Annotated in this window: 20 protein-coding genes and 1 tRNA gene; 11 read left to right on the top strand and 10 right to left on the bottom strand. The window is 54.1% G+C overall.

The genetic code is table 11. From position 1 onward, the window contains the following. Positions 1–21 precede the first annotated feature (21 nt). From NeNHUV3_RS12075 to NeNHUV3_RS12065, 3 genes are all read right to left on the bottom strand, one after another. Entirely contained in the window at positions 22–603 is a 582-nt protein-coding gene (locus NeNHUV3_RS12075; protein WP_391481646.1) for a hemerythrin domain-containing protein, read from the bottom strand. Between the two features lie 72 nt (positions 604–675). After that, positions 676–1,830, bottom strand: coding sequence for a DUF6538 domain-containing protein (locus NeNHUV3_RS12070; RefSeq protein ID WP_391481644.1), 1,155 nt, complete (start codon positions 1,828–1,830; stop codon positions 676–678). Between the two features lie 61 nt (positions 1,831–1,891). Further along, positions 1,892–1,967: transfer RNA gene (locus NeNHUV3_RS12065), tRNA-Thr, on the bottom strand. Positions 1,968–2,120: 153 nt separating this feature from the next. Between NeNHUV3_RS12065 and NeNHUV3_RS12060 the strand changes: the two genes are divergently transcribed. Beyond that, positions 2,121–3,002: a hypothetical protein gene (locus tag NeNHUV3_RS12060; RefSeq protein ID WP_391481642.1), complete on the top strand. Its 882-nt coding sequence runs from the start codon at positions 2,121–2,123 to the stop codon at positions 3,000–3,002. Between the two features lie 79 nt (positions 3,003–3,081). On the opposite strand, the gene NeNHUV3_RS12055 is transcribed toward NeNHUV3_RS12060, so the two are convergent. Continuing rightward, a complete protein-coding gene (locus tag NeNHUV3_RS12055; protein ID WP_074842187.1) occupies positions 3,082–3,363 on the bottom strand; it encodes a DUF2312 domain-containing protein in 282 nt (93 codons plus the stop codon). A gap of 90 nt (positions 3,364–3,453) precedes the next feature. Between NeNHUV3_RS12055 and NeNHUV3_RS12050 the strand changes: the two genes are divergently transcribed. Next, positions 3,454–3,690: a hypothetical protein gene (locus NeNHUV3_RS12050; RefSeq protein ID WP_341247488.1), complete on the top strand. Its 237-nt coding sequence runs from the start codon at positions 3,454–3,456 to the stop codon at positions 3,688–3,690. A 21-nt stretch (positions 3,691–3,711) separates the two neighbouring features. Here the strand turns inward: NeNHUV3_RS12050 and NeNHUV3_RS12045 are convergent, their stop codons facing one another. Beyond that, positions 3,712–4,239, bottom strand: coding sequence for an ester cyclase (locus tag NeNHUV3_RS12045; protein WP_334067989.1), 528 nt, complete (start codon positions 4,237–4,239; stop codon positions 3,712–3,714). 97 nt (positions 4,240–4,336) lie between these two features. Between NeNHUV3_RS12045 and NeNHUV3_RS12040 the strand changes: the two genes are divergently transcribed. Both NeNHUV3_RS12040 and NeNHUV3_RS12035 read left to right on the top strand, forming a co-directional pair. Next, complete coding sequence (locus tag NeNHUV3_RS12040; protein ID WP_391481640.1) at positions 4,337–5,341, top strand: ester cyclase; 1,005 nt, start codon at positions 4,337–4,339, stop codon at positions 5,339–5,341. A 79-nt stretch (positions 5,342–5,420) separates the two neighbouring features. Next, on the top strand, positions 5,421–5,846 hold the full coding sequence (locus NeNHUV3_RS12035) for a TIGR01244 family sulfur transferase (RefSeq protein ID WP_391481639.1): 426 nt from the start codon (positions 5,421–5,423) through the stop codon (positions 5,844–5,846). A gap of 82 nt (positions 5,847–5,928) precedes the next feature. On the opposite strand, the gene NeNHUV3_RS12030 is transcribed toward NeNHUV3_RS12035, so the two are convergent. The 5 genes from NeNHUV3_RS12030 to NeNHUV3_RS12010 form a co-directional block, all read right to left on the bottom strand. Further along, the gene (locus NeNHUV3_RS12030) at positions 5,929–7,194 is read right to left on the bottom strand and encodes a FliM/FliN family flagellar motor switch protein (protein ID WP_391481638.1); all 1,266 of its coding nucleotides are present in this window, start codon (positions 7,192–7,194) and stop codon (positions 5,929–5,931) included. Positions 7,195–7,298: 104 nt separating this feature from the next. Further along, on the bottom strand, positions 7,299–9,965 hold the full coding sequence (locus tag NeNHUV3_RS12025; protein WP_391481637.1) for an ATP-binding protein: 2,667 nt from the start codon (positions 9,963–9,965) through the stop codon (positions 7,299–7,301). Continuing rightward, positions 9,962–10,249, bottom strand: coding sequence for a hypothetical protein (locus tag NeNHUV3_RS12020; RefSeq protein WP_341247493.1), 288 nt, complete (start codon positions 10,247–10,249; stop codon positions 9,962–9,964). The genes NeNHUV3_RS12025 and NeNHUV3_RS12020 overlap by 4 nt, the downstream gene beginning before the upstream one ends. A gap of 3 nt (positions 10,250–10,252) precedes the next feature. Next, positions 10,253–10,621, bottom strand: a complete 369-nt coding sequence (locus tag NeNHUV3_RS12015; RefSeq protein WP_391481634.1) for a response regulator transcription factor — start codon at positions 10,619–10,621, stop codon at positions 10,253–10,255. Between the two features lie 88 nt (positions 10,622–10,709). Then, positions 10,710–12,062 (bottom strand): helix-turn-helix domain-containing protein, encoded by a 1,353-nt coding sequence (locus NeNHUV3_RS12010; RefSeq protein WP_391481633.1) that lies wholly within the window; start codon positions 12,060–12,062, stop codon positions 10,710–10,712. 225 nt (positions 12,063–12,287) lie between these two features. Here NeNHUV3_RS12010 and NeNHUV3_RS12005 point away from each other — a divergent pair, with 225 nt between their 5' ends. The 7 genes from NeNHUV3_RS12005 to accB all read left to right on the top strand — a co-directional run bounded on the left by NeNHUV3_RS12005 (position 12,288) and on the right by accB (position 20,269). After that, positions 12,288–13,625: a substrate-binding protein gene (locus NeNHUV3_RS12005; protein ID WP_391481631.1), complete on the top strand. Its 1,338-nt coding sequence runs from the start codon at positions 12,288–12,290 to the stop codon at positions 13,623–13,625. Between the two features lie 123 nt (positions 13,626–13,748). Next, positions 13,749–14,780 carry a branched-chain amino acid ABC transporter permease gene (locus NeNHUV3_RS12000; protein ID WP_048599974.1) on the top strand — a complete coding sequence of 344 codons (1,032 nt, stop codon included), beginning with the start codon at positions 13,749–13,751 and terminating at the stop codon, positions 14,778–14,780. Positions 14,781–14,784: 4 nt separating this feature from the next. Further along, positions 14,785–15,984 carry a branched-chain amino acid ABC transporter permease gene (locus NeNHUV3_RS11995; protein WP_391481630.1) on the top strand — a complete coding sequence of 400 codons (1,200 nt, stop codon included), beginning with the start codon at positions 14,785–14,787 and terminating at the stop codon, positions 15,982–15,984. A 12-nt stretch (positions 15,985–15,996) separates the two neighbouring features. Then, on the top strand, positions 15,997–16,755 hold the full coding sequence (locus NeNHUV3_RS11990; RefSeq protein ID WP_391481629.1) for an ABC transporter ATP-binding protein: 759 nt from the start codon (positions 15,997–15,999) through the stop codon (positions 16,753–16,755). 17 nt (positions 16,756–16,772) lie between these two features. After that, positions 16,773–17,528 carry an ABC transporter ATP-binding protein gene (locus NeNHUV3_RS11985; RefSeq protein WP_048599977.1) on the top strand — a complete coding sequence of 252 codons (756 nt, stop codon included), beginning with the start codon at positions 16,773–16,775 and terminating at the stop codon, positions 17,526–17,528. A 150-nt stretch (positions 17,529–17,678) separates the two neighbouring features. After that, the gene (gene acs, locus NeNHUV3_RS11980; protein WP_391481628.1) at positions 17,679–19,622 is read left to right on the top strand and encodes an acetate--CoA ligase; all 1,944 of its coding nucleotides are present in this window, start codon (positions 17,679–17,681) and stop codon (positions 19,620–19,622) included. Positions 19,623–19,771: 149 nt separating this feature from the next. Continuing rightward, positions 19,772–20,269 (top strand): acetyl-CoA carboxylase biotin carboxyl carrier protein, encoded by a 498-nt coding sequence (accB, locus tag NeNHUV3_RS11975; protein ID WP_341247295.1) that lies wholly within the window; start codon positions 19,772–19,774, stop codon positions 20,267–20,269. Positions 20,270–20,276: the final 7 nt, after the last annotated feature.

The raw sequence follows: 20,276 nt of genomic DNA, 5'->3' as shown, positions 1-20,276 counted from the left end.
TAAAAGCGTCAGCCTTCGCCGTTAAATGCCCCCGAGGTAATACCCGATCGCTTCCTCTAGTTCCGCTTCTTCGTAGCCAAAATGAGAACGCACAACCTCTTCTAGCTTTCGATATACCTGCGAGGCACCAATGAAGTTAGCTTCGTTGGGATCTGTGGCCAACTCCTCTGCCGCTCGGCCGAGGCGAATGATCAATTCGTGCACTACCTCGTGTTCGGACAGCAGCTTGGCTACAATCTGCTGGAACATGCCTCCCCCTGCCGCTTCAAGTCGAGGAAACATGTCCGAACTTTCGATGTCGTGATGAAACTTCAGGACTTGGCATTCACGCCCACAAAGTGATCCAAACACTCGGAAGTTTTCCGCCATATCAAGTGAGAGCACAATCTTCTTCAGGTGCTCAGGTGGCGTATCTTTAGCTTCGATCCTTTCCAGTACCGCACCAATCTGAGCCATTTCCATCAGATAATGACGATGGATTGCCGCAAGCTGTCGACCTTTTCGGCGGTGCATATCTGTGGCAGCTGCAACCTTAGGTGCTGTCGGCCGTGAGGCCTCATCGATTGTCAGGTCATGTAGCGGCAGGATTGAAAGATCAGTCATACTGACTAAAAAAGCCCTTACTGCTTCTGAGTCAAGAATATCGACACAACACAATAGCCGCCTACGGAGCACTCAACTAAGCAGCAGCCACTTCTGCATAACTTCCGGACTGTAGCCTTCCCCATATGAAGCACCCACTCCTTGCGTTAGCCATCCACCAATCTGATCTATAATGTCGCTAGGGCACTCTACCGCTCGTAGCCTGTCTCGCATGGAGTGACGGAAGCTGTGCATCGTGTACCCTTCGCCAATCTTTCCTTTCAGCCACTTGTTAAGGGCCGCACTGGCTGAGTTCGCACTCGTTCGTTCACCATTGTTGTACTTAGGGAATGCAAACTGACTGCTGTTGGGGTGTTCAAGTATTCGTTCTGCGGCCCACTTAGCTGAGCCAACCAACGGGACTACCCGTTCACTGCTGGCTGTCTTCAAGGAACGCCAAGGATGAGGTTTGATACTCACGCAGAGGATACCATCCTTGTTTATGAAGTCTGACCTCAGCAGCCCAGCGCCCTCAGCAAGTCTGATGCCCGTGTCAGCTACTAGGGCTACTAGCCAGCGCATTTCATCGTCAGCCTTATAACACTCAGCCTGTACCTTCTTGATGTCCTCAGTCTTAACAGGCAGCCGCTTCTTTACCCCTTCTTTTTGGTTGAAGTAGACGTTTGAGAAAGGGTTGACGATGGCGAGCCCAAACTCACTCAGAGCCAAGTTTATAACGGCCCTGACTGTACCAAAGATCCTTGCCACAGAAGCCCCATTAAGCCCCTTAGCGAATAGATAATCTCGAAACTTGGTAGCATCGGATCGAAGGTAATCTTTCAGGGCCTTCATGCCGCAGCAGTCAATCAGGTAGCCGCAGGAACGCCTTACGGCAGCTTCAAAGGTCGGCGGGCGATCATGCCCCTTTAAGCGCAGATAAACAGCCACAGCGTCTTTGAGGGAATGCTCATCGGCAGCGGGCTCAGCGACGGGCTCCTCCACAGCATCAGTGAGCAAATGTTTACCAGGCAAATCATCTGAAGAGATACGTAGAATATGCCAATGTCTGTCTAACTTAGCCGCATCACTCATCGCCCTAATACGAGCATCCCTGACTGATTTAGTCCTCAGAGAGTAAGCAATCCTGCCTGTACGATAATGCCGCCGCAAATCAGCGGGAACTCTACGGGAGAAATACCAGATTCCATTTTTTTGGAACGTATAGCTATTAGATTTGGTTGCCAGCATGGTCTACGGCTCACTCGATCAGTCGAATTAGTGAGGTATTACAATGCTTTATGGTTGGTAGTGGTGCCCCCACACGGACTCGAACCGCGGACCTACTGATTACAAATCAGTTGCTCTACCAGCTGAGCTATAGGGGCACTGCGGAAGCGTTTAGCCAAAAGATTCTGCCATGACAAGGGGCCAATCGTGCCATTTTTACGTCCCAATCAAACTTTATTCATTTTCATTGAAAAACTGCCCGAAAACCAAGGGGCAAAAGCACCTAAGCGCCAGAAGATAAGGAATAAATCATGCAAATCGCACTACACATAGGGGCGCACTGCACCGATGAGGATAGGTTGCTGAAATGCTTGTTGATGAACAAAGAGATTCTGTCCGATGTGGGAACCGCTGTTCCGGGGCCCGGGCGCTATCGACGGCTTCTTCGGGAAACGATTCAGACTCTAAACGGCGCGGCCCCTGCACCTGATGCGCGCGAAGTGCTGCTCGATGCGATTGTCGAGGAAGATGACGTTGACCGGACCATTCTCAGCCATGAAAGTTTTATCTGTGTTCCCGCACGTATTTTCGATGGCGGTCAGCTGTACTCACAGCTCGAATTCAAACTCTCCGGTCTGCGCAGCCTATTTCCCCAAGATCAGATCGAAATATTCTTGGGCATTCGCAACCCCGCTACTTTGATCGCGGATATGTTGGGCAAGCTAGAGCCCGAACAGCGCGGCAGCCTTTTGGGCGGAATTGATCCCGGGTCCATTCGCTGGTCTGACATGATTGCACGTGTCCAAGCGGTACTACCCAATGCAAAAATAACCGTTTGGAGCAATGAGGAAAGCCCGCTTCTTTGGGGTGAAATCATGCGCAAAATGGGGGGGCTTGAACCCCACGACCCGCTGGTCGAGACGGATTATATGCTGTCCAAAATTATGCTACGCGAAGGCACGCGGCGTTTCCGCGCATTTATTGCCGACAACCCAGCCAAAAGCGAAGCCCACCTACGCCGTAATATGGTCGCATTTTTAGACAAATACGCCCGTGCCGACCTGATAGATATTGAGCAACCCATCGAGCTTGCCCATTGGAACGAAGCTTACGTCCAGCACCTGACGGATGCATATGAGGCCGATATCACCGTGATTGAGCAGATGCAGGGTATTGATTTCATTGCGCCTTAGCCATCAGACGCTAAGCAGATACAAAAAAGCCCCGCGTTGGACCTGCGGGGCTTTTTCGTACTTCACGTAAAGACAGCGCTTACATACCCAGCGCTTCTTTATACATTTCAAGCACTGCTTCTTCCTCGGCAACATCATCGGCCTCACGCTTGCGCAGCGCGATGATCTTGCGGAGCACTTTGGTGTCATAGCCACGGCCTTTTGCCTCGGCCATCACTTCTTTTTGTTGCTCTGCGATGTCTTTTTTCTCTGCATCCAAACGCTCGATCCGCTCCACAAAAGCGCGCAATTCGTCAGCCGTGACGCGGTAGCTATCGGGTTTGGTATCCATTTCCACAACATTTGAGTTAAAGTCACTCATCGCGCGTCTCCTGATTTTTACTTCCTGAATTATCCCGCCCACACCTAGCCGCGCTTGCGTGGGCGCGCAATCTGCTTTAGCGCATCTGCCATGGAACAAAGCTCTACAGTTTTCGAAATGGTGATCTTTGCTGGCGCAGTATTAACTGCGTTGGGGATCATTGGCATTGTCATGTTTATCGTCAAAGTTCGCGCAGCTCAAAAAGAGCAACTGGAAGACGAGGCTTTGAAAGCTAGGCTCGGCGCGCTTATGCCGCTGAACTTGGGGTCTTTTCTGGTCTCTGCAATTGGCCTCATGATGGTTGTGATGGGCGTCATCCTCGGCTGAGCACCCACCACTTCGCATCACTCAGGCAGGTGATGGAGGAGTTTTTTCGCCGCGATCAAAAGCCTCCCAGCCTTCACCACCGAATACATCAACACCAAGCTGGCTCAGCACGTGTGGAAAATCGACCATCACGTAGTTGTCGACGATCTTACCATCGACCACTTTCCAGAAATCCATATAACGGATCTCGATACGTTTGCCTGTAGGCTCAACACCCATAAATTTGCCAGAATGCGTGGCCTCCTGACGACCAAAGGCCGATGCCCATTCCCCCATGTAAAGCCGCGCTTCATCAATGCAGACCTTATCCGAGAACGCCGCTTGAAAAGGCTTTTGCCAGTTGTCCTGAAACGCGCGCAGGCCTTCTTTGGTGCCACAGCCGGTATTGCCCATCCAACGGAAACCTTCGGAGAAAAACTCACCGATATCCACGATGCGGTGATCGTTTAATCCATCGACCATGCCTTCGATTACCGCGCGGGTACTTTCGGTTTTGGACATATCTGTATCTTTGGTGAGCACAGCTTGCTCGGGACGGCTGCCTTTCATGTCAGGCTCCTTTTGGTTGGGTATGGACATGGCGCAAAATGTAACGCAATGCTTCCCAGATAGCTGATTTTACACATAAAACAACCGGAGACCGTAGATGACTTATGCCACCATGAAAGCTCGCACAACCGCGCTTTTGAATGCGTTAGTCGCAGGTGCGCCGGTTGAAAGTGCCTATCACGACAACGCCGTATGGCGCGGCGTTCACCCGTTTAACGAACGCAAGGGTCACGCACAGATCGCGGATGTGTGGAACACTTTGCGCACCGCCATACCGGACATGGAGCGCCGCACCCAAATGGTGCTTGGCGGGCCTAACCTGCCAGATACGCGGGTCACAACTAACCGGGCCGCCGATTTGGTTGCCTGCAGTGGTGTTCTGCAGGGCACCATGCGCGGCGATCTGTTGGGCATTCCCGCTACCCATGGAACAGTCAACATCAGGTTTTGCGAAGCCCATGAGCTACGTGATGATAAGATCGTTCAATCATGGGTGATGTTCGATCTGCTGGATCTGATGCGCCAAGCTCAATGCTGGCCGCTTCCACAATCACTCGGCGCTGAGGCGCAATGGCAGCCGCCTGCAACTGGGGATGGCGTGCGTTTGACCACCTCAACAACCGACAGTAGCGCCATGGATACAGTTCTCAAAATGCACGGCGCTCTGGGAAATTTTGACGGCAAATCACTCGATAGCATGAACCACGGCCACTACTGGACCGATACGTTTATGTGGTACGGACCTGCTGGTATTGGCAGCACCCGCGGGCTTGAAGGCTTTCGCGCCCACCACCAAATTCCGTTCCTGCGTGCCTACAATGACCGTCAAGGTGCCGGACACTACATTCGGATCAGTGACGGCCCTTACGCCGTGACCGGAGGATGGCCATCGGTACGCGGCACGCATACCGGCGAATGGCTTGGCATGGCCCCAACGGGCCGCATGATTGAAATGCGTGTGATGGATTTCTACCGCCTTGAAGGCAACAAGATTGCCGAAAACTGGGTCCCGATGGATGTCATTCACATCGCGCTTCAGATGGGCGTAGATCTGTTTGCGCGGGTCCGTCACATGACAGGGCAACCTGATTTAACGCTATAACCGCCCCCAATCACAGCCTCACTCACCCCTCCCTTCATTTCGCGTAGACCTCTGCGCGTTTCCAACTTAAGAATTACTCATGGATTTACGCGTTCTCACCCCCGACTTTGCCGTGGCACCCCAGATTGAGCCACAGGACTTTTATGCAGTTGCCGAGGCAGGCTACAAAACAGTTATCTGTAACCGGCCAGACGCAGAAAACCCCGCCTCCCTACATGTTGATGAAATGCAAAAAGCGGCAGACGCAGCAGGACTGACGCTACTGTTGAACCAATTTGCAAGCCCGATGCTTTCTATGGACCACGTGACCAAACAAGCTGAACTGCTGCAATCGGCTGAAGGCCCTGTCTTTGCCTATTGCGCAAGTGGGACGCGCTCAACCATGGTTTGGTGCCTCGCCATGGCAGGTCAGCTGCCGACGGATGACATTATCGAGGCTGCCGCGCGCGGTGGCTATCAAATGGAAGGCCTGCGCCCGCAAATTGAAGCGCTCGCCAAGGCTTGATAACTGCTTTGGCAAACGGCTAATCCTGATCTGGTTGGCCCCGCAAGTAACACAAATACCCATAGCAAATCTGCCATTGCGTTCATTCTGGTAGCGGTGGGAAATCGGGGATGGGCGGGAAGTCTGGCATCTCGCCATCACCAAGCGGCGACAGGTCTGTCATGTCCAGCGGCGGCAAGCTTTCTGCATCAAAAGCATCTGGTGATCCTGCCATCTCAGCAGTTGGCATAGGTGCGGCGTCATCTGTTGGCTCAAGAAGATCATCAGACAGAGGTGCGCCATTCTCGGGTAAAGACAGCCCAACATCAGGCAAATCTTCAACAGTAGTGAACCCTTCAAGTGCACCCGGAAAGCCGGGGCCTGGTGTCTCTGCAGGTGTATCATAACTGCTCGGTAGCTCAGGCATTCCGCTGATCGCCGTTTGCTCGGACGACAAGCCAGCAAGCCCCGCCGCACCGTTCCCCAAACCGCCATGTAGTGGCTCCATCTGCTCGGTCGTGGTGTCATGGCCAAGACGCACAGCCTTTGACCCATTAATCATGCCCAACATCCCGAGTGCAACAACGCGGCCCTCTGCCTCAAGGCGCATCTGTCTTGGTGCGTTGCGCGGAATGTTAACACAATCACCAACCTTTAAATCCCGCAACGCGCTGTAAGGCATGGTGACACGGTGCAAAACGGCCCTAAGCGAAACCCGCCCATCGCCCAAAATATCACGCGGGCTGCGCGCATCATCCAGCGCGATGATCGGCGCCTCAACAGGCGGCTCGACCACCACCGGAAATGCAAAAATGATATCACCAGATTTCGCGCCCAGGTTAAAATCGACCGTCATGCGGATGACATGGAAATCACCACTTTCAAGTGCCAACGGAACAAGCCGTTTTTCAGCAAAGACTGCACCAATATCAAAAGACGATGCGCCGCCGAATACCTTAGGTTGCTCGGCAAGAGCGTTCAGAATTTCTTGGGTAAACGGTTGCGCCAATCGCGCATCCGTACGTGTAGCTGCCCGCTCAGGCGCTGCGGTCGGCGACACTTTCCCCGTAAGTTGCACTTCAACAAGTGCAGCGATTGCGCCCACGGAAATGCACATCAACCCGCGCTGCCCACCAGCCCCCTCAAGAAGGCGCATCATCAAGCCGTCTTCAAGCGTCTCCAACAAGCTTTCAAGGGAAACCACATCAAAATGCATGTTCGATGTAGCCACATCAACATCATGACAGCCCTGCCCCGCGCGAGACACCAAAAGGCGCAGGGCGCGTTCTTGCAGCCCTGTGGTATCGACCTTGTTCAGGTTCGGTTTAATTTTGCGCCGCAATGCAGGCTGCGGTGACGGCGTGCTCATGCCATTTAGTCCTCACTGCGACCGTTTCAGCAGCTTAGACCACAGGGCAGTTACCAAATCGTTGACACGGCTGTTTGATTGTGAAGTATGACGCCTTACTGCCCCTAAGGCAGCGATTTTGCTAAAGTGACCCGAAACGCGGCCCCGTCTTGGCCTGGAAGATACTCAATTGTCCCGCCAAGTTTGCCGACGATTTCGCGACAAATCGCAAGCCCGAGCCCTGCACCACCTGCACGTGCATGATCTGTCAATCGTGAGAATTTTTCAAAGATAACAGCTTGTTGCGCAACACCGATCCCGCTTCCGTTGTCGATGAAATCAACTTGAACAGACGACCCCAAATCTGCGATCTTGATGCGTAATTCCGGCTTGGGTGCATCGCAGTATTTTTGCGCGTTCGTGATAAGGTTGATGAAAACCTGCGCCAGACGATCAGGGTCAGTGGCCAGCATGATCGCCTCATTCGTGCGGTTGCGTTTGATGTGCATCTGAGAGCCAGAATTCACACAAGCGTCGATGGCGCGGTTGATCAGCTGTTCAAGGCGCGCGTTCTCGATATTAAGGCTAACCTGACCATTTTCCAACACGGCCAAATCCAGCAAATCATCCAAAAGCCGCGTCAGGCGGCGCGCCTCATCGTGGATAATGTCTGCGTAACGGGTCCGTTCTGCGCCGTTCACATCCCCCTCGCGCAAGATCTCAGAAAACGCGCGAATGGAGGTCATGGGCGTACGTAATTCATGGCTGATCTGGCTCAAAAACGCGTCTTTTTGCACAGACAACGCAGTCAGCTTTTCGTTCGCATTGCGCAATTGACGGGCGGTGCGTTCCAACTCGGCCGATTTTACCTCAAGCTGGTTGGAGTACTCCAACATTTGAGCCGTCTCATCGGCCACGGCCATGAGCTCTTCGACAGAAACTGAGGAGCCGCCCGTAATCTGCCCCATCATCGCGTGAGCAGTTGCCGCACCGACCGAGCCTGCCAAACGGCGCTCAAGCACAGTGATGAAGTCTGGCGTGATATCGGGCAAATATCCTTCTTTACCCTGCTTTCGCGCCACTTGCGTAAAGAGCCGTTGCGCATCACGCCCCCCAATGATGCGCTGCGCCATCACAAGCAGATCTTCCGCCTCAATCGCGGCACCACGCCAACCACCGGTTTCTTCCGCAAGGTCAAACACATTCACAAAAGTCGTGGCCTGCAAGCGCTCAACAGGATTGGGAAAACTACAGATCGAGGCGATAATGAAAGCGGACGCGTTCAACAACATTGTCCAGAAAACGGAATGCACAATCGGATCAAGGCGCGTCACCCCAAAGAGCGAATATGGGCGCAGCCACTCAATTCCGAAAAGCCCATCACGCACGATGCTAGAATACACGTTCGTATCCGCAAACAATGTAGGCAGCAGCAGCGTATACATCCAAATGCTGAACCCCACGATCAAGCCAAGGGCCGCGCCGGTGCGCGTGCCGCCGCGCCAAAACAGCCCACCGATCAACGCAGGCAGCACCTGTGCAACCCCTACGAACGAGATGAGGCCAATGGACGACAGCGCCACAGTGCCGCCAGAAACTGCGTAGTAGATGTAGCCCAGCAAAAGCACCGCCACGATCGACAGCCTGCGCGACACCAAAACCACCGCCCGCACATCGCCCGATACCGTGGCCCCAATGTTTTGCGCACGCAGATATAGCGGCATGACCATGTTGTTCGACACCATCGTGGCAAGCGCCAGAGCGGCCACAATCACCATAGACGTAGCCGATGAGAACCCACCCAAGAAAGCCAAAAGCGCCAGCCCATCTGCCCCTTGGGTCAGCGGAATGGTCAACACAAATAAGTCAGGATTGGACCCTTCGGGCAGCAACTCCAACCCGACAACTGCGATAGGCACCACGAAAAGGCTCATCGCTGCGAGGTAGAGAGGGAAAGCCCAACTTGCGATGCTCAGATTATTCTCATCTTCGTTCTCAACCACAAGCACCTGAAACATACGCGGCAAACAAATGAACGCTGCCGCTGACAAAAACGTCAGGCCAATCCATCGGGGGTTATCCACATTAAATTGAGCAATTTCAGATGCATCGATCCGGTTCTTAATGTCAGCAGCCCCGTCTGCCACGCCCCAGACAACGAATATTCCCACAGCGATCAGCGCAAACAGCTTTACAACCGCCTCTACAGCAATGGCCGTGACCACCCCGTGATGGCGCTCGTTTACGTCCAAGTTGCGCGTTCCGAATAAAATCGCAAAAAGCGCAAGCCCAATAGCCACCCAAATCCCTGTTGTTTTGGCCACATCAAGCGGGCCAAGGGGCGCGTTGCTGGCGAATGCAGCAAACGAAAGGGACACGGATTGAAGTTGCAGCGCGATGTAGGGCGTGGTTCCAATCACCGCGAGCACGGTCACAATTGCACCCACCAAGTTGGACTTCCCGTAACGCGATGACAGCAAGTCAGCGATGGACGTGATCCGTTGGGCCTTGCCTATCTGGACCAGCTTGCGCAACAGCCACCACCAGCCAACCAACACTAGGGTCGGCCCAAGGTAGATGGTCAAGAACTCAAGACCTGAGCGCGCCGCAAATCCGACAGCGCCGTAGAATGTCCAAGCGGTACAATAGACAGAGAGCGACAGCGTATAAACCCAAGGGGACCGTGCCCAACCGCTGTGCCCGCGTGCGGCCCGATCTTCAGCGACGAAAGCCACAATGAACAAAAGGACCACATAGCCGAGCGATGCAAGGATCAGCAGGTTAAAGCTCATCCCAAAGGGTCCTCGGCGCTTGGTTTTTCGGCCTCGCGGGGCGTATTTGGCGTTCTGTTGAATAGCGCCACAAGAAGGACCGACATCCCAATTAGGGCAAACCAGCTAAAGAAAATGAAAAGCCCCAAGCTTGAGGTTTGCGCAGGTTGCTCGGGCGTGCCCAACAGCAACGGCATGAAAAACAGAACAACACCCGCTATTGGCAGCAACTTAATGGCATCCCCGATACGTCGGCGACGATAGGTGTCGCGCTGCAAAAAGACCGTTTTGGGCAAGCCAGCCATGGGTTACTGCGCAATCAACGTGTTAAGTGCGTCACGAACATCGCGGTTTGCAAAGGGCTTTGTCATAAACCGGTTCGCCCCTGCCTCAATCGCCATATCGCGGTCTTTTTGTTGTCCGCGCGCGGTCAACATCAAAACAGGCACTGTGTTTTGACCCGCGCGCAATTCTCGCAGAATATCAAAACCCGATTTGTTAGGAAGCATGACATCAAGCACTACCACATGGGGCGCGATATCCGTAATTGCACCAAGCGCTGTCGCACCGTCCGAGTGAGTTAAAACGCGCCAATCATCGCGCTCCAGCACAAACCGCAACGCCTCCATAATATTTGGCTCGTCCTCCACCAACAGGACGGTCTTCGTCTCACTCATTCATGTTTCCTCCCCGGAACCGCTGCCAACGCATCTTGATTTGTGCATTTGTCCAGCTTGATCAGTTGTACCTATCCACGCGCTGTTGTCAAAAGGCACTTATGGTATCGGCCAATACAGACGGCTCGCGGCGGACTGCGCATTCCGAGACCGAACAAATACGACAACTGGGACCAACTTTTTCCGCCTCCGAGGGCGGCGCAGTCGTGTCTGCGGCAATCAACATGGTCGCTTCATAGATGGCAGGTCGGTCAAAATCACCCATAACAACGGGCGTGGAAACCGCAAAAGCGCGCATCGCAGGCCGCGATGCCCCTACCTGCTGAACCACTGCGCGCAGGGGCTGCATTGGCAGGTTCAACGCACGAAACATGGGCCAAAGCGCACAAGGCGCCCCGACACGCGGCACGTCAAAGCCTGCCACAGGCTTGCGGTAAATCAATGTGCCAGATGCATCACAAATCACCAACCCCATCGGAAAAGGCGCTTTGTCTTCAGGGATATGGGCCAAACGACGCAACACGACCTCAAGAGGCATTTGCAACCGCGCCGCCAAGCGCACAGGGTTCAGCTGCCTCTGCCCTGAGTCACCGCCAAGGTCAGCATCAAGCGCCTTGAGCAAAGTAGACATAGGCAGAAGGCCCGCGTCTTGCTGATAGCGTTGCAACACCACGCGCAAAAGGCCAGCCGCTTGTGGGCTGCGCAAGTTTGCTTCATCAATCAGGGACGTCACAACACCTTGCGGAGCGGCACCGCCCTCAAGCGCCTCAAAGCTAAAGCCACGATTTTCAAGAACGCGGTCAACTTCCTCCTGAGGCGAGCCAAGAGTTGCAGAAGCATCCGCCGCCCCATCAAGATAGTTGGCCAAAGACTGCGCGCTTTCCGCAAGGCGGCGGCTGTCGTTGAAAATGTTGCGTTCAAATCTTTTACGCCACTCGGGGTCAAGCTCATCTTCTTTTGCCAAGATCGAGCTGGACGAACGGATCGACGTCACGGTGGTGATCACGTCATGCAGCGAAGTCGACAAAAACGGATCATGGGCCAACCGGTCCGAAAGCGTATCAACGATGTGATTAAGCGCGCGGATTTTCTGGTGCTGCTGTGCAATCAGGTCCGCCCATGTAGGAAACCGGCCCGCAATTTCTTCAAGCTGTTCAGTATCAAGAGACACGCCCAACTGCGCCGCCTCTGCCGACGCCGCAGCACCTTGAAGCGCGGCCACTTTACTGGCCTCCGCCCCGTCGGTCAGGGCCGTAACCTCAACAGACAAGGCACGCGCAAGTTCCGTCAGCAATTTACCCGCGATTCTGCGCCTGTTGTGCTCGATCAAGTTAAGGTACGAGGCGCTGATCCCGATAGACTTGGCCAAATCACCTTGCCTCAGCCCCAAACTCATCCGCCGTTCACGGATGCGGCTCCCTGTCAGCGATCTCATATTCATAATTAATATCCAGACATTCCAACGGCTTTCTGCAGGTGCGAGAAAATCAATTTACAGTATACACAAGCATATTGTGATTTTATTTACAAATAAATCGTTTTGTTACGCACATTTGTTGTATTCTTAACAAAGCCGCCTAAGCTGGCCGCAGCACATAAGTGCATGGTGTTGCCGGTCGGGGAGGAAACGAGCGGCAATTACCAACAAAACTAAGGGAGGACTTAAATGTCTAATTCTAACCTGACACGCCGTGGCGTGATCAAGACCGGCGCAGTTGCCGGCGCAGGTCTGGCTCTGCCAACATACCTGAACGCTGCTGGCCACTCTGGTTTCACTAACGCGCCAACAGGCAGCACAGTGACACTTGGCTTCAACGTACCACAAACCGGCCCATATGCGGACGAAGGTGCTGACGAGCTGCGCGCATTTGAACTTGCTGTTGAACACCTGAACGGTGGCGGCGACGGCGGTTTGCTGAACACATTCAGCTCAAAAGTGCTCGAAGGTAACGGCATTTTGGGCAAAAAAGTCGAATATGTCACAGGTGACACACAGACCAAGCCCGATGCGGCACGTGCGTCTGCACGCTCCATGATCGAAAAAGACGGCGCTGTGATGATTTCCGGCGGCTCTTCTTCAGGTGTTGCGGTTGCTGTTCAAGCGCTTTGCCAAGAAGCTGGTATCGTGTTCATGGCGGGTCTGACCCACTCAAACGACACCACTGGTAAAGACAAGAAAGCCAATGGTTTCCGTCACTTCTTCAACTCATACATGTCCGGTGCGGCGCTTGCGCCAGTGCTTGCCAACAACTACGGCACTGACCGTAAGGCATACCACCTGACTGCGGACTACAACTGGGGTTACACCACAGAAGAAGCTGTCCGCACATCAACCGAAGCGATGGGTTGGGAAACTGTTGCAGCTGTGAAAACACCGCTGGCACAGACTGACTTCTCCTCATACGTTGCTCCGGTTCTTAACTCTGGCGCCGACGTTCTGGTTCTGAACCACTACGGCGGAAACATGGTTAACTCCCTGACATCTGCTGTTCAGTTCGGCCTGCGCGCTGCACAAGCAAACGGTAAGAACTTCGAAATCGTTGTGCCGCTCTACTCACGCCTGATGGCGAAGGGTGCTGGTAAAAACGTTGCCGGCATCTTCGGTTCAACAAACTGGCACTGGTCACTGACCGACGAAGGCTCAAAAGCATTCGTTAAGTCATTCGGCACAAAATACGGCTTCCCACCCAGCCAGGCTGCGCACACATGCTACGTGCAAACCCTGCTGTATGCGGATGCGGTTGCTCGCGCTGGCTCATTCAACCCATGTGCGGTTGACGAAGCACTTGCAGACTTTGAGTTCGACGGCATGGGCAACGGCAAGACGCTGTACCGCGCTGAAGACCACCAGTGCTTCAAAGACGTGCTTGTTGTGAAGGGTAAAGAGAACCCAGAGAACGAGTTCGACTTGCTGGAAATCGTAGAAGTGACACCTGTAGGTCAAGTGACTTACGACGCGTCAATCTTCGGCGGCGAGCTGGGTTCATGTAACCCAGGCGCATAAGCCTTAGACCTTCGTCCTGTCCGCCACGCACATGCACCGGCGGACAGGACACCTAAAACCTAACAATACATGACTAAATCAGGCACGTGTTGCCTGTAATCTGGGAACCTCAAGGGGGGCCAAATGGACCAGTTTATCCTGCAAATCCTGAACGGACTGGACAAGGGCAGCGCATACGCGTTGATTGCTCTTGGCTTGACGCTCATTTTTGGCACCTTGGGTGTCGTGAACTTCGCTCACGGGGCATTGTTCATGATGGGCGCGTTTTGCGCCGTGACCCTGAGCCGCCTGCTCACGCTGAGCCACACAATTGTGGACGAAACACGCACAGACTTCTTGGGCAACCCGCTCAAAGTTGAGGTGCCGTATCTGTACGACATCTTCGGAGAAAGCTTAGGCGCATCAATTATTGACTGGGCCGTTCCGCTCTCGATCCTGTTTGCGATCCCGATCATGATCGGCATTGGTGTGATCATGGAGCGTGGCTTGATTAAGCACTTTTACAACCGCCCCCACGCCGATCAGATCCTTGTGACGTTCGGTTTGGCGATCGTGGTACAAGAGATCATCAAATACTACTTTGGCGCGAACCAAATCCCGACACCCGCTCCCGAGGCGTTTATCGGCTCGTTTGATTTTGGTGCTGTTGTGGGTATCGAAGCCAATAAAATCATCTACCCCTACTGGCGCATTATCTACTTCCTCTTTGCGATGCTTGTGATTGCTGGCGTATTTGCCTTCTTGCAGTTCACAACATTCGGAATGGTCGTACGGGCTGGTATGGCTGACCGCGAGACTGTTGGGCTTTTGGGCATCAACATCGACCGCCGCTTTACCATCATGTTTGGTGTGGCCGCCGCCGTGGCAGGTCTTGCGGGTGTTATGTACACCCCGATCAACCCGCCGAACTACCACATGGGCATGGACTTCCTCGTGATCTCCTTCGTTGTGGTTGTTGTTGGCGGCATGGGCAGCTTGCCTGGCGCAGTCTTGGCTGGCTTCTTGCTCGGCATCCTAGAGAGCTTTGCCTCCCTGCAAGCCGTGATTGAGGCGGTGCCTGGTATCAACCAGATCATCATCTACCTCGTCGCCATTCTAATTCTATTGACACGTCCCCGTGGCCTTATGGGTCGCAAAGGCGTGATGGAGGACTGATCCTATGTTCGGACTAGCCAAAAAAGACGCTAACCTTTTGTTGATCGTTGCAGGCCTCGTTATGTTTGCTCCGTTCATCTTGAACCCCTTCCCCGGTGAAAGCGCGATGGCGCAATTCAACGCAGGCTACCCTGACCTGATGCAGCGCTTTGTGATCTTTGGCATCTTTGCCATTGGCTTCAACCTGCTGTTTGGTCTGACCGGATACCTGTCATTCGGTCACGCCGCCTTCTTGGGTGTGGGCAGCTACGCCGGTGTTTGGATGATGAAACTGCTGACGATCAATGTGATCCCAGCCATTCTGATCTCAACACTTGTTGCCGGTATCTTCTCAATCGCGATTGGCTACATCAGCTTGCGTCGCTCAGGTATCTACTTCTCAATCCTGACACTGGCGTTCGCTCAAATGTCCTTTGCTTTGGCAGCCTCGGTTTTGACCCCTATCACAGGTGGCGAAACGGGCCTTCAAACGGCGCTGAGCGATCCGCGTATCCTTGACGGTGCCTCTTCTGGCGGCAACATCCCCTCCCCTGCGATCTTCGGCATGCAAATGCGCGATAGTGCAGAACTGGTGTTGGGTGGTTGGACTTTCACGTTCAACGTTGGGTACTACTTGTGCGCCGTCGTTATGATCTTGGCGTTCTACACCGCGATCCGTATCTTCCGCTCGCCTTTCGGTCTGATGTTGCGTGCGATTAAATCGAACCAACAGCGCCTGAACTACACAGGCCTCAACACACGCCCTTACATGCTGGCATGCTTTGTCATCTCGGGCATGTATGCAGGTCTTGCTGGCGGTCTGATGGTTTCAATGGACCCCCTTGCAGGCGCAGAGCGTATGCAGTGGACTGCATCTGGTGAGGTTGTCTTGATGACCATCCTTGGCGGCGCAGGTACATTGATCGGCCCCGTTTTGGGCGCAGGTATGATCAAATACTTCGAGAACATCTTCTCCAAGATCAACGAAAGCGTTCTGCACCAGTGGTTTGCCTTCATGCCGGATGGCCTCGAAGATGTGATCGTTGCAATGCTCTACCCGTTCATCGGTAAAGGCTGGCACCTCACACTTGGTATCGTGTTCATGCTTGTCGTTATCTTCCTGCCAGGTGGCTTGGTTGAAGGCGGACAGCGCATCGGTGCAATGTTCAAACGCAAAGCGAAGGCCGATGACAAATCATCCGCCAACGTCGAACCCGCAGAATAAGGAGCCTGAATTATGGGTATTCTAGAAGTCAAAGGGGTCGGCAAACGTTTCGGCGGTCTGCAAGCCCTTGGTGATGTTAACCTCAGCGTTGCTGAGAACAGCGTCCACGCAATCATCGGACCAAACGGTGCGGGTAAATCCACCCTCCTGAACTGTCTGATTGGTAAACTGATCCCCGACACGGGCTCGGTTACTTTCGAAGGGCAATCGGTCTTGGGCCGCACGCCTTACGAAATCTGCCAGATGGGCATTAGCCGTGTGTTCCAAACACCTGAAATCTTTACAGATTTGAGCGTTATGGAAAACATGTTGATCCCCTGCTTTGCAAAGCGTGACGGTGCATTTGCGATGAACGCCATCGGTTCTGTGACATCACAGGCCGAAGTGCAGGACAAAGCGATGCAAATGCTTGAGGACATGAACCTGGCCGATAAACGTCACATGCTGACGGGCTCCATGTCGCGCGGTGATAAACGCCGCCTCGAGATTGCGATGTGTTTGTCACAAGATCCACGTCTGCTGCTGCTTGATGAGCCAACAGCCGGCATGGCGCGTGCAGATACAAACAACACAATCGACCTTCTCAAGCAGATCAAAGAAGAGCGCGACATCACAATCGCGATCATCGAACACGATATGCACGTCGTTTTCTCACTGGCAGAGCGGATCACCGTTTTGGCACAAGGCACACCGTTGGTCGAAGACACGCCCGAAAACATTAAGGGCCACCCGAAAGTACGCGAAGCCTACCTCGGCGAGAGCGTGGATTAAGGGAAGGATACAGAACAATGAATGTAAAACCCGACTTCAGCAAAAACGCCAACCAAGCCGCGACTGCACCAGCATTCCTTAGCGTTTGGGACATGCACGCCTACTACGGCGAAAGCTACATCGTGCAAGGCGTCAGCTTTAACGTCCACGAAGGTGAAATCCTCGCACTTTTGGGCCGCAACGGTGCTGGTAAAACATCGACCCTGCGCTCTATCGCGCGCATGGGTGACCCCGAAGTACGCAAGGGCGAGATTTGGCTCGACCACCAGCCGCTTCACCAAATGTCCAGCCACCAAGCTGCCGGTGCGGGTCTGGGCCTTGTGCCAGAAGACCGTCGCATCATCCCCGGCTTGACCGTTGAGGAAAACATCACACTGGCACAGATTGCACCGCCCATCGGTTGGTCGCACGAGCGCCTCTATGAGATGTTCCCGCGCCTTGGCGAGCGTCGTAAGCAAGAAGGCATTACCCTATCAGGTGGTGAGCAACAGATGCTCGCGATTGCTCGCGCACTTGCCCGCGACATCAAAGTGCTGCTGCTCGATGAGCCTTACGAAGGTCTTGCCCCCGTCATCGTCGACGAGATCGAAAAGACGCTGATGACCATCAAAGAGCAAGGCATCACAACTGTCATCGTTGAGCAAAACGCTGTGCGTGCGCTTGAGTTGGCTGACCGTGCGGTGATCCTTGATACTGGTGGCATCGTCTTTGACGGCACCGCTCAAGAGGTTCTGGAGAACGCCGAGCTGCGCTCTGAGTACCTCGCGATTTAAGTACCCCACCTTCATGTGCGCCGCCCTGCCCCATCACAAACTGATGTTTGGCGCGGCGCACATAGCACACTCGTTCTATTTATTCTGCACAGTCCCATATGGCGCTGTCGTAATCGCTCCCTTACCAATTGATTGAAGGAGGCTGACAAAATGTCTGACCTGAGCCCCTCACACGAATTTGCAAAAAACGCCCATATTGATGCGGAAGGCTATGCCAAGACATACGCCGCAAGCATCGCCGACCCCGCTGCGTTCTGGGGCAACGAAGGCAAACGCATCGATTGGATCAAGCCGTTCACCGAGGTCAAAGACGTCGATTACACATTAGGTCAGGTGAAAATTAATTGGTACGCAGATGGCACGCTGAACGTGGCCGCCAACTGCATCGACCGCCATCTTGCGACACGCGCCAATCAAACTGCGATCATCTGGGAGCCTGACAGCCCGACAGACGAAGCAAAGCACATCACCTACCAAGAGTTGCACGACAACACCTGCCGCATGGCGAATGTGCTTGCCGATCTTGGCGTCACCAAGGGTGACCGCGTTGTGCTGTACCTGCCGATGATCCCCGAAGCTGCCTACGCCATGTTGGCTTGTGCGCGGATGGGTGCGATCCACTCAATCGTGTTTGCTGGTTTCTCGCCTGATGCGCTGGCGTCACGGATCAACGGCTGCGAAGCAAAAGTTGTGATTACCGCTGATGAAGCCCCCCGGGGCGGACGCAACACCGCACTGAAATCCAACACCGACAAAGCACTTGAAAGCTGTGACGCAAGCGTGAAAAGCCTTGTGGTAAAGCGCACAGGTGGCGACGTCGCATGGACTGACCGCGACGTAGATTACAACGCCTTGGCCGCAAAAGCAGACACCACATTCGCTCCCGTTGAGATGGGCGCCGAAGATCCGCTGTTCATCCTATATACATCCGGTTCAACCGGTCAGCCGAAGGGCGTTGTGCACACCTCTGGCGGCTATCTTGTCTATGCGGCAATGACCCATCAATACACGTTCGATTACCACGACGGTGACGTCTATTGGTGCACCGCAGACGTGGGTTGGGTCACGGGCCACAGCTATATCGTCTACGGCCCCCTCGCTAATGGTGCGACCACAGTGATGTTTGAAGGTGTCCCAACCTATCCCGATGCCAGCCGTTTTTGGCAGGTTTGCGAAAAGCACAGCGTAAACCAATTCTACACAGCTCCGACCGCCATCCGCGCCTTGATGGGGCAAGGTAACGAGTTTGTGGAAAAATGCGATTTGTCAGCGCTCAAAGTTTTGGGCACGGTTGGTGAGCCGATCAACCCAGAGGCGTGGAATTGGTACAACGACGTTGTCGGCAAAGGTACCTGCCCCATCGTTGACACATGGTGGCAAACAGAAACGGGTGGTCACTTGATGACACCGATGCCTGGTGCAACAACCCTCAAGCCGGGCTCGGCGCAACAACCATTCTTCGGCATTGAGCCTGCAGTTCTGGACGCAACCTCTGGCGAGGAAATCCACGGTAACGACGTTGAAGGCGTTCTTGTCATCAAAGACAGCTGGCCGGGTCAAATGCGCACTGTTTGGGGCGACCATGAGCGTTTTGAGAAAACGTATTTCTCAGACTACAAAGGCTACTATTTCACAGGTGACGGGTGCCGCCGCGACGCAGACGGTGATTACTGGATCACTGGCCGTGTGGACGACGTGATCAACGTATCTGGCCACCGCATGGGGACGGCGGAAGTTGAAAGCGCATTGGTTGCGCATGCCAAAGTCGCCGAAAGCGCTGTTGTGGGCTACCCCCATGACATCAAAGGGCAAGGTATCTACGCCTATGTCACCCTGATGACCGGTGAAGAGCCATCAGACGCGCTGCGCAAAGAGCTTGAAACATGGGTGCGCTCAGAAATCGGGCCAATCGCCAAGCCGGACCTGATCCAATGGGCACCGGGTTTGCCGAAAACACGCTCGGGCAAAATCATGCGCCGTATTTTGCGCAAGATCGCCGAAGATGACTTTGCGACACTGGGCGACACCTCAACACTTGCGGACCCAAGTGTGGTGGACGATCTGATCGAAAATCGGATGAACCGAAAGGGCTAAGCCACTTTCGGCTCCCCTTCCCCGAAAACGTGATCAGCACCTGCATGTGAAAACAACATGCGGGTGCTTTCCCTTGGGAAAACCTTGGCCTATACACGAGCGGAATAAGTGGTAATAGCCCACGGGAAGATCAGAGGGATAATAAGATCATGGCGAAGAAACCCCACGAGACAGATGTTGAGTTTATTCAGGCACTTGCAGCTCTTTTGAATGAAAACGAACTGACTGAATTGCAGGTAAAACGCGACTACGGCGAAAACGACAGCCTAAACGTGCGTGTGAGCAAACAAACAAATGTGGTCCAAGCCGCAGCCCCTGCAGTGGCCGCCGTTGCAGCACCAGTTGCCGCAGCGCCAGCGCCCGCCGCAGCAGCGCCCGCAGCAACTGCTGCCAGTGAGGACCCATCAGATCACCCCGGCGCAGTGGCCTCACCCATGGTCGGCACAGCGTATCTGCAGGCCGAACCCGGTAGCCCCGCGTTTGTAAGCGTTGGCGCACAAGTCAACGAAGGCGACACCGTGTTGATCATCGAAGCAATGAAAACGATGAACCACATCCCCGCCCCGCGCTCAGGCACAGTGAAACGTATCTTGGTTGCTGATGGTGACGCAGTTGAGTTCGGCGCACCTTTGATGATCATCGAATAAGGCAGTC

The organism is Nereida sp. NH-UV-3 (assembly GCF_042939535.1).
GTDB classification, from domain to species: domain Bacteria; phylum Pseudomonadota; class Alphaproteobacteria; order Rhodobacterales; family Rhodobacteraceae; genus Nereida; species Nereida ignava.
The sequence above is the reverse complement of the archived record's forward strand: the minus strand, read 5'-3'. Positions and strand labels throughout refer to the sequence as shown.

Bases quoted from the DNA above. Each gene is read 5' to 3' on its own strand.
- NeNHUV3_RS12020 (WP_341247493.1), bottom strand. From the start codon at position 10,249: ATGGCTGGCTTGCCCAAAACGGTCTTTTTGCAGCGCGACACCTATCGT.
- NeNHUV3_RS12010 (WP_391481633.1), bottom strand. From the start codon at position 12,062: ATGAATATGAGATCGCTGACAGGGAGCCGCATCCGTGAACGGCGGATG.
- NeNHUV3_RS12060 (WP_391481642.1), top strand. From the start codon at position 2,121: ATGCAAATCGCACTACACATAGGGGCGCACTGCACCGATGAGGATAGG.
- accB (WP_341247295.1), top strand. From the start codon at position 19,772: ATGGCGAAGAAACCCCACGAGACAGATGTTGAGTTTATTCAGGCACTT.
- NeNHUV3_RS12040 (WP_391481640.1), top strand. From the start codon at position 4,337: ATGACTTATGCCACCATGAAAGCTCGCACAACCGCGCTTTTGAATGCG.
- NeNHUV3_RS12000 (WP_048599974.1), top strand. From the start codon at position 13,749: ATGGACCAGTTTATCCTGCAAATCCTGAACGGACTGGACAAGGGCAGC.
- NeNHUV3_RS12025 (WP_391481637.1), bottom strand. From the start codon at position 9,965: ATGAGCTTTAACCTGCTGATCCTTGCATCGCTCGGCTATGTGGTCCTT.
- NeNHUV3_RS12070 (WP_391481644.1), bottom strand. From the start codon at position 1,830: ATGCTGGCAACCAAATCTAATAGCTATACGTTCCAAAAAAATGGAATC.
- NeNHUV3_RS12075 (WP_391481646.1), bottom strand. From the start codon at position 603: ATGACTGATCTTTCAATCCTGCCGCTACATGACCTGACAATCGATGAG.
- NeNHUV3_RS12045 (WP_334067989.1), bottom strand. From the start codon at position 4,239: ATGAAAGGCAGCCGTCCCGAGCAAGCTGTGCTCACCAAAGATACAGAT.
- acs (WP_391481628.1), top strand. From the start codon at position 17,679: ATGTCTGACCTGAGCCCCTCACACGAATTTGCAAAAAACGCCCATATT.
- NeNHUV3_RS12050 (WP_341247488.1), top strand. From the start codon at position 3,454: ATGGAACAAAGCTCTACAGTTTTCGAAATGGTGATCTTTGCTGGCGCA.
- NeNHUV3_RS11985 (WP_048599977.1), top strand. From the start codon at position 16,773: ATGAATGTAAAACCCGACTTCAGCAAAAACGCCAACCAAGCCGCGACT.
- NeNHUV3_RS12055 (WP_074842187.1), bottom strand. From the start codon at position 3,363: ATGAGTGACTTTAACTCAAATGTTGTGGAAATGGATACCAAACCCGAT.
- NeNHUV3_RS12035 (WP_391481639.1), top strand. From the start codon at position 5,421: ATGGATTTACGCGTTCTCACCCCCGACTTTGCCGTGGCACCCCAGATT.
- NeNHUV3_RS11990 (WP_391481629.1), top strand. From the start codon at position 15,997: ATGGGTATTCTAGAAGTCAAAGGGGTCGGCAAACGTTTCGGCGGTCTG.
- NeNHUV3_RS12005 (WP_391481631.1), top strand. From the start codon at position 12,288: ATGTCTAATTCTAACCTGACACGCCGTGGCGTGATCAAGACCGGCGCA.
- NeNHUV3_RS12030 (WP_391481638.1), bottom strand. From the start codon at position 7,194: ATGAGCACGCCGTCACCGCAGCCTGCATTGCGGCGCAAAATTAAACCG.
- NeNHUV3_RS11995 (WP_391481630.1), top strand. From the start codon at position 14,785: ATGTTCGGACTAGCCAAAAAAGACGCTAACCTTTTGTTGATCGTTGCA.
- NeNHUV3_RS12015 (WP_391481634.1), bottom strand. From the start codon at position 10,621: ATGAGTGAGACGAAGACCGTCCTGTTGGTGGAGGACGAGCCAAATATT.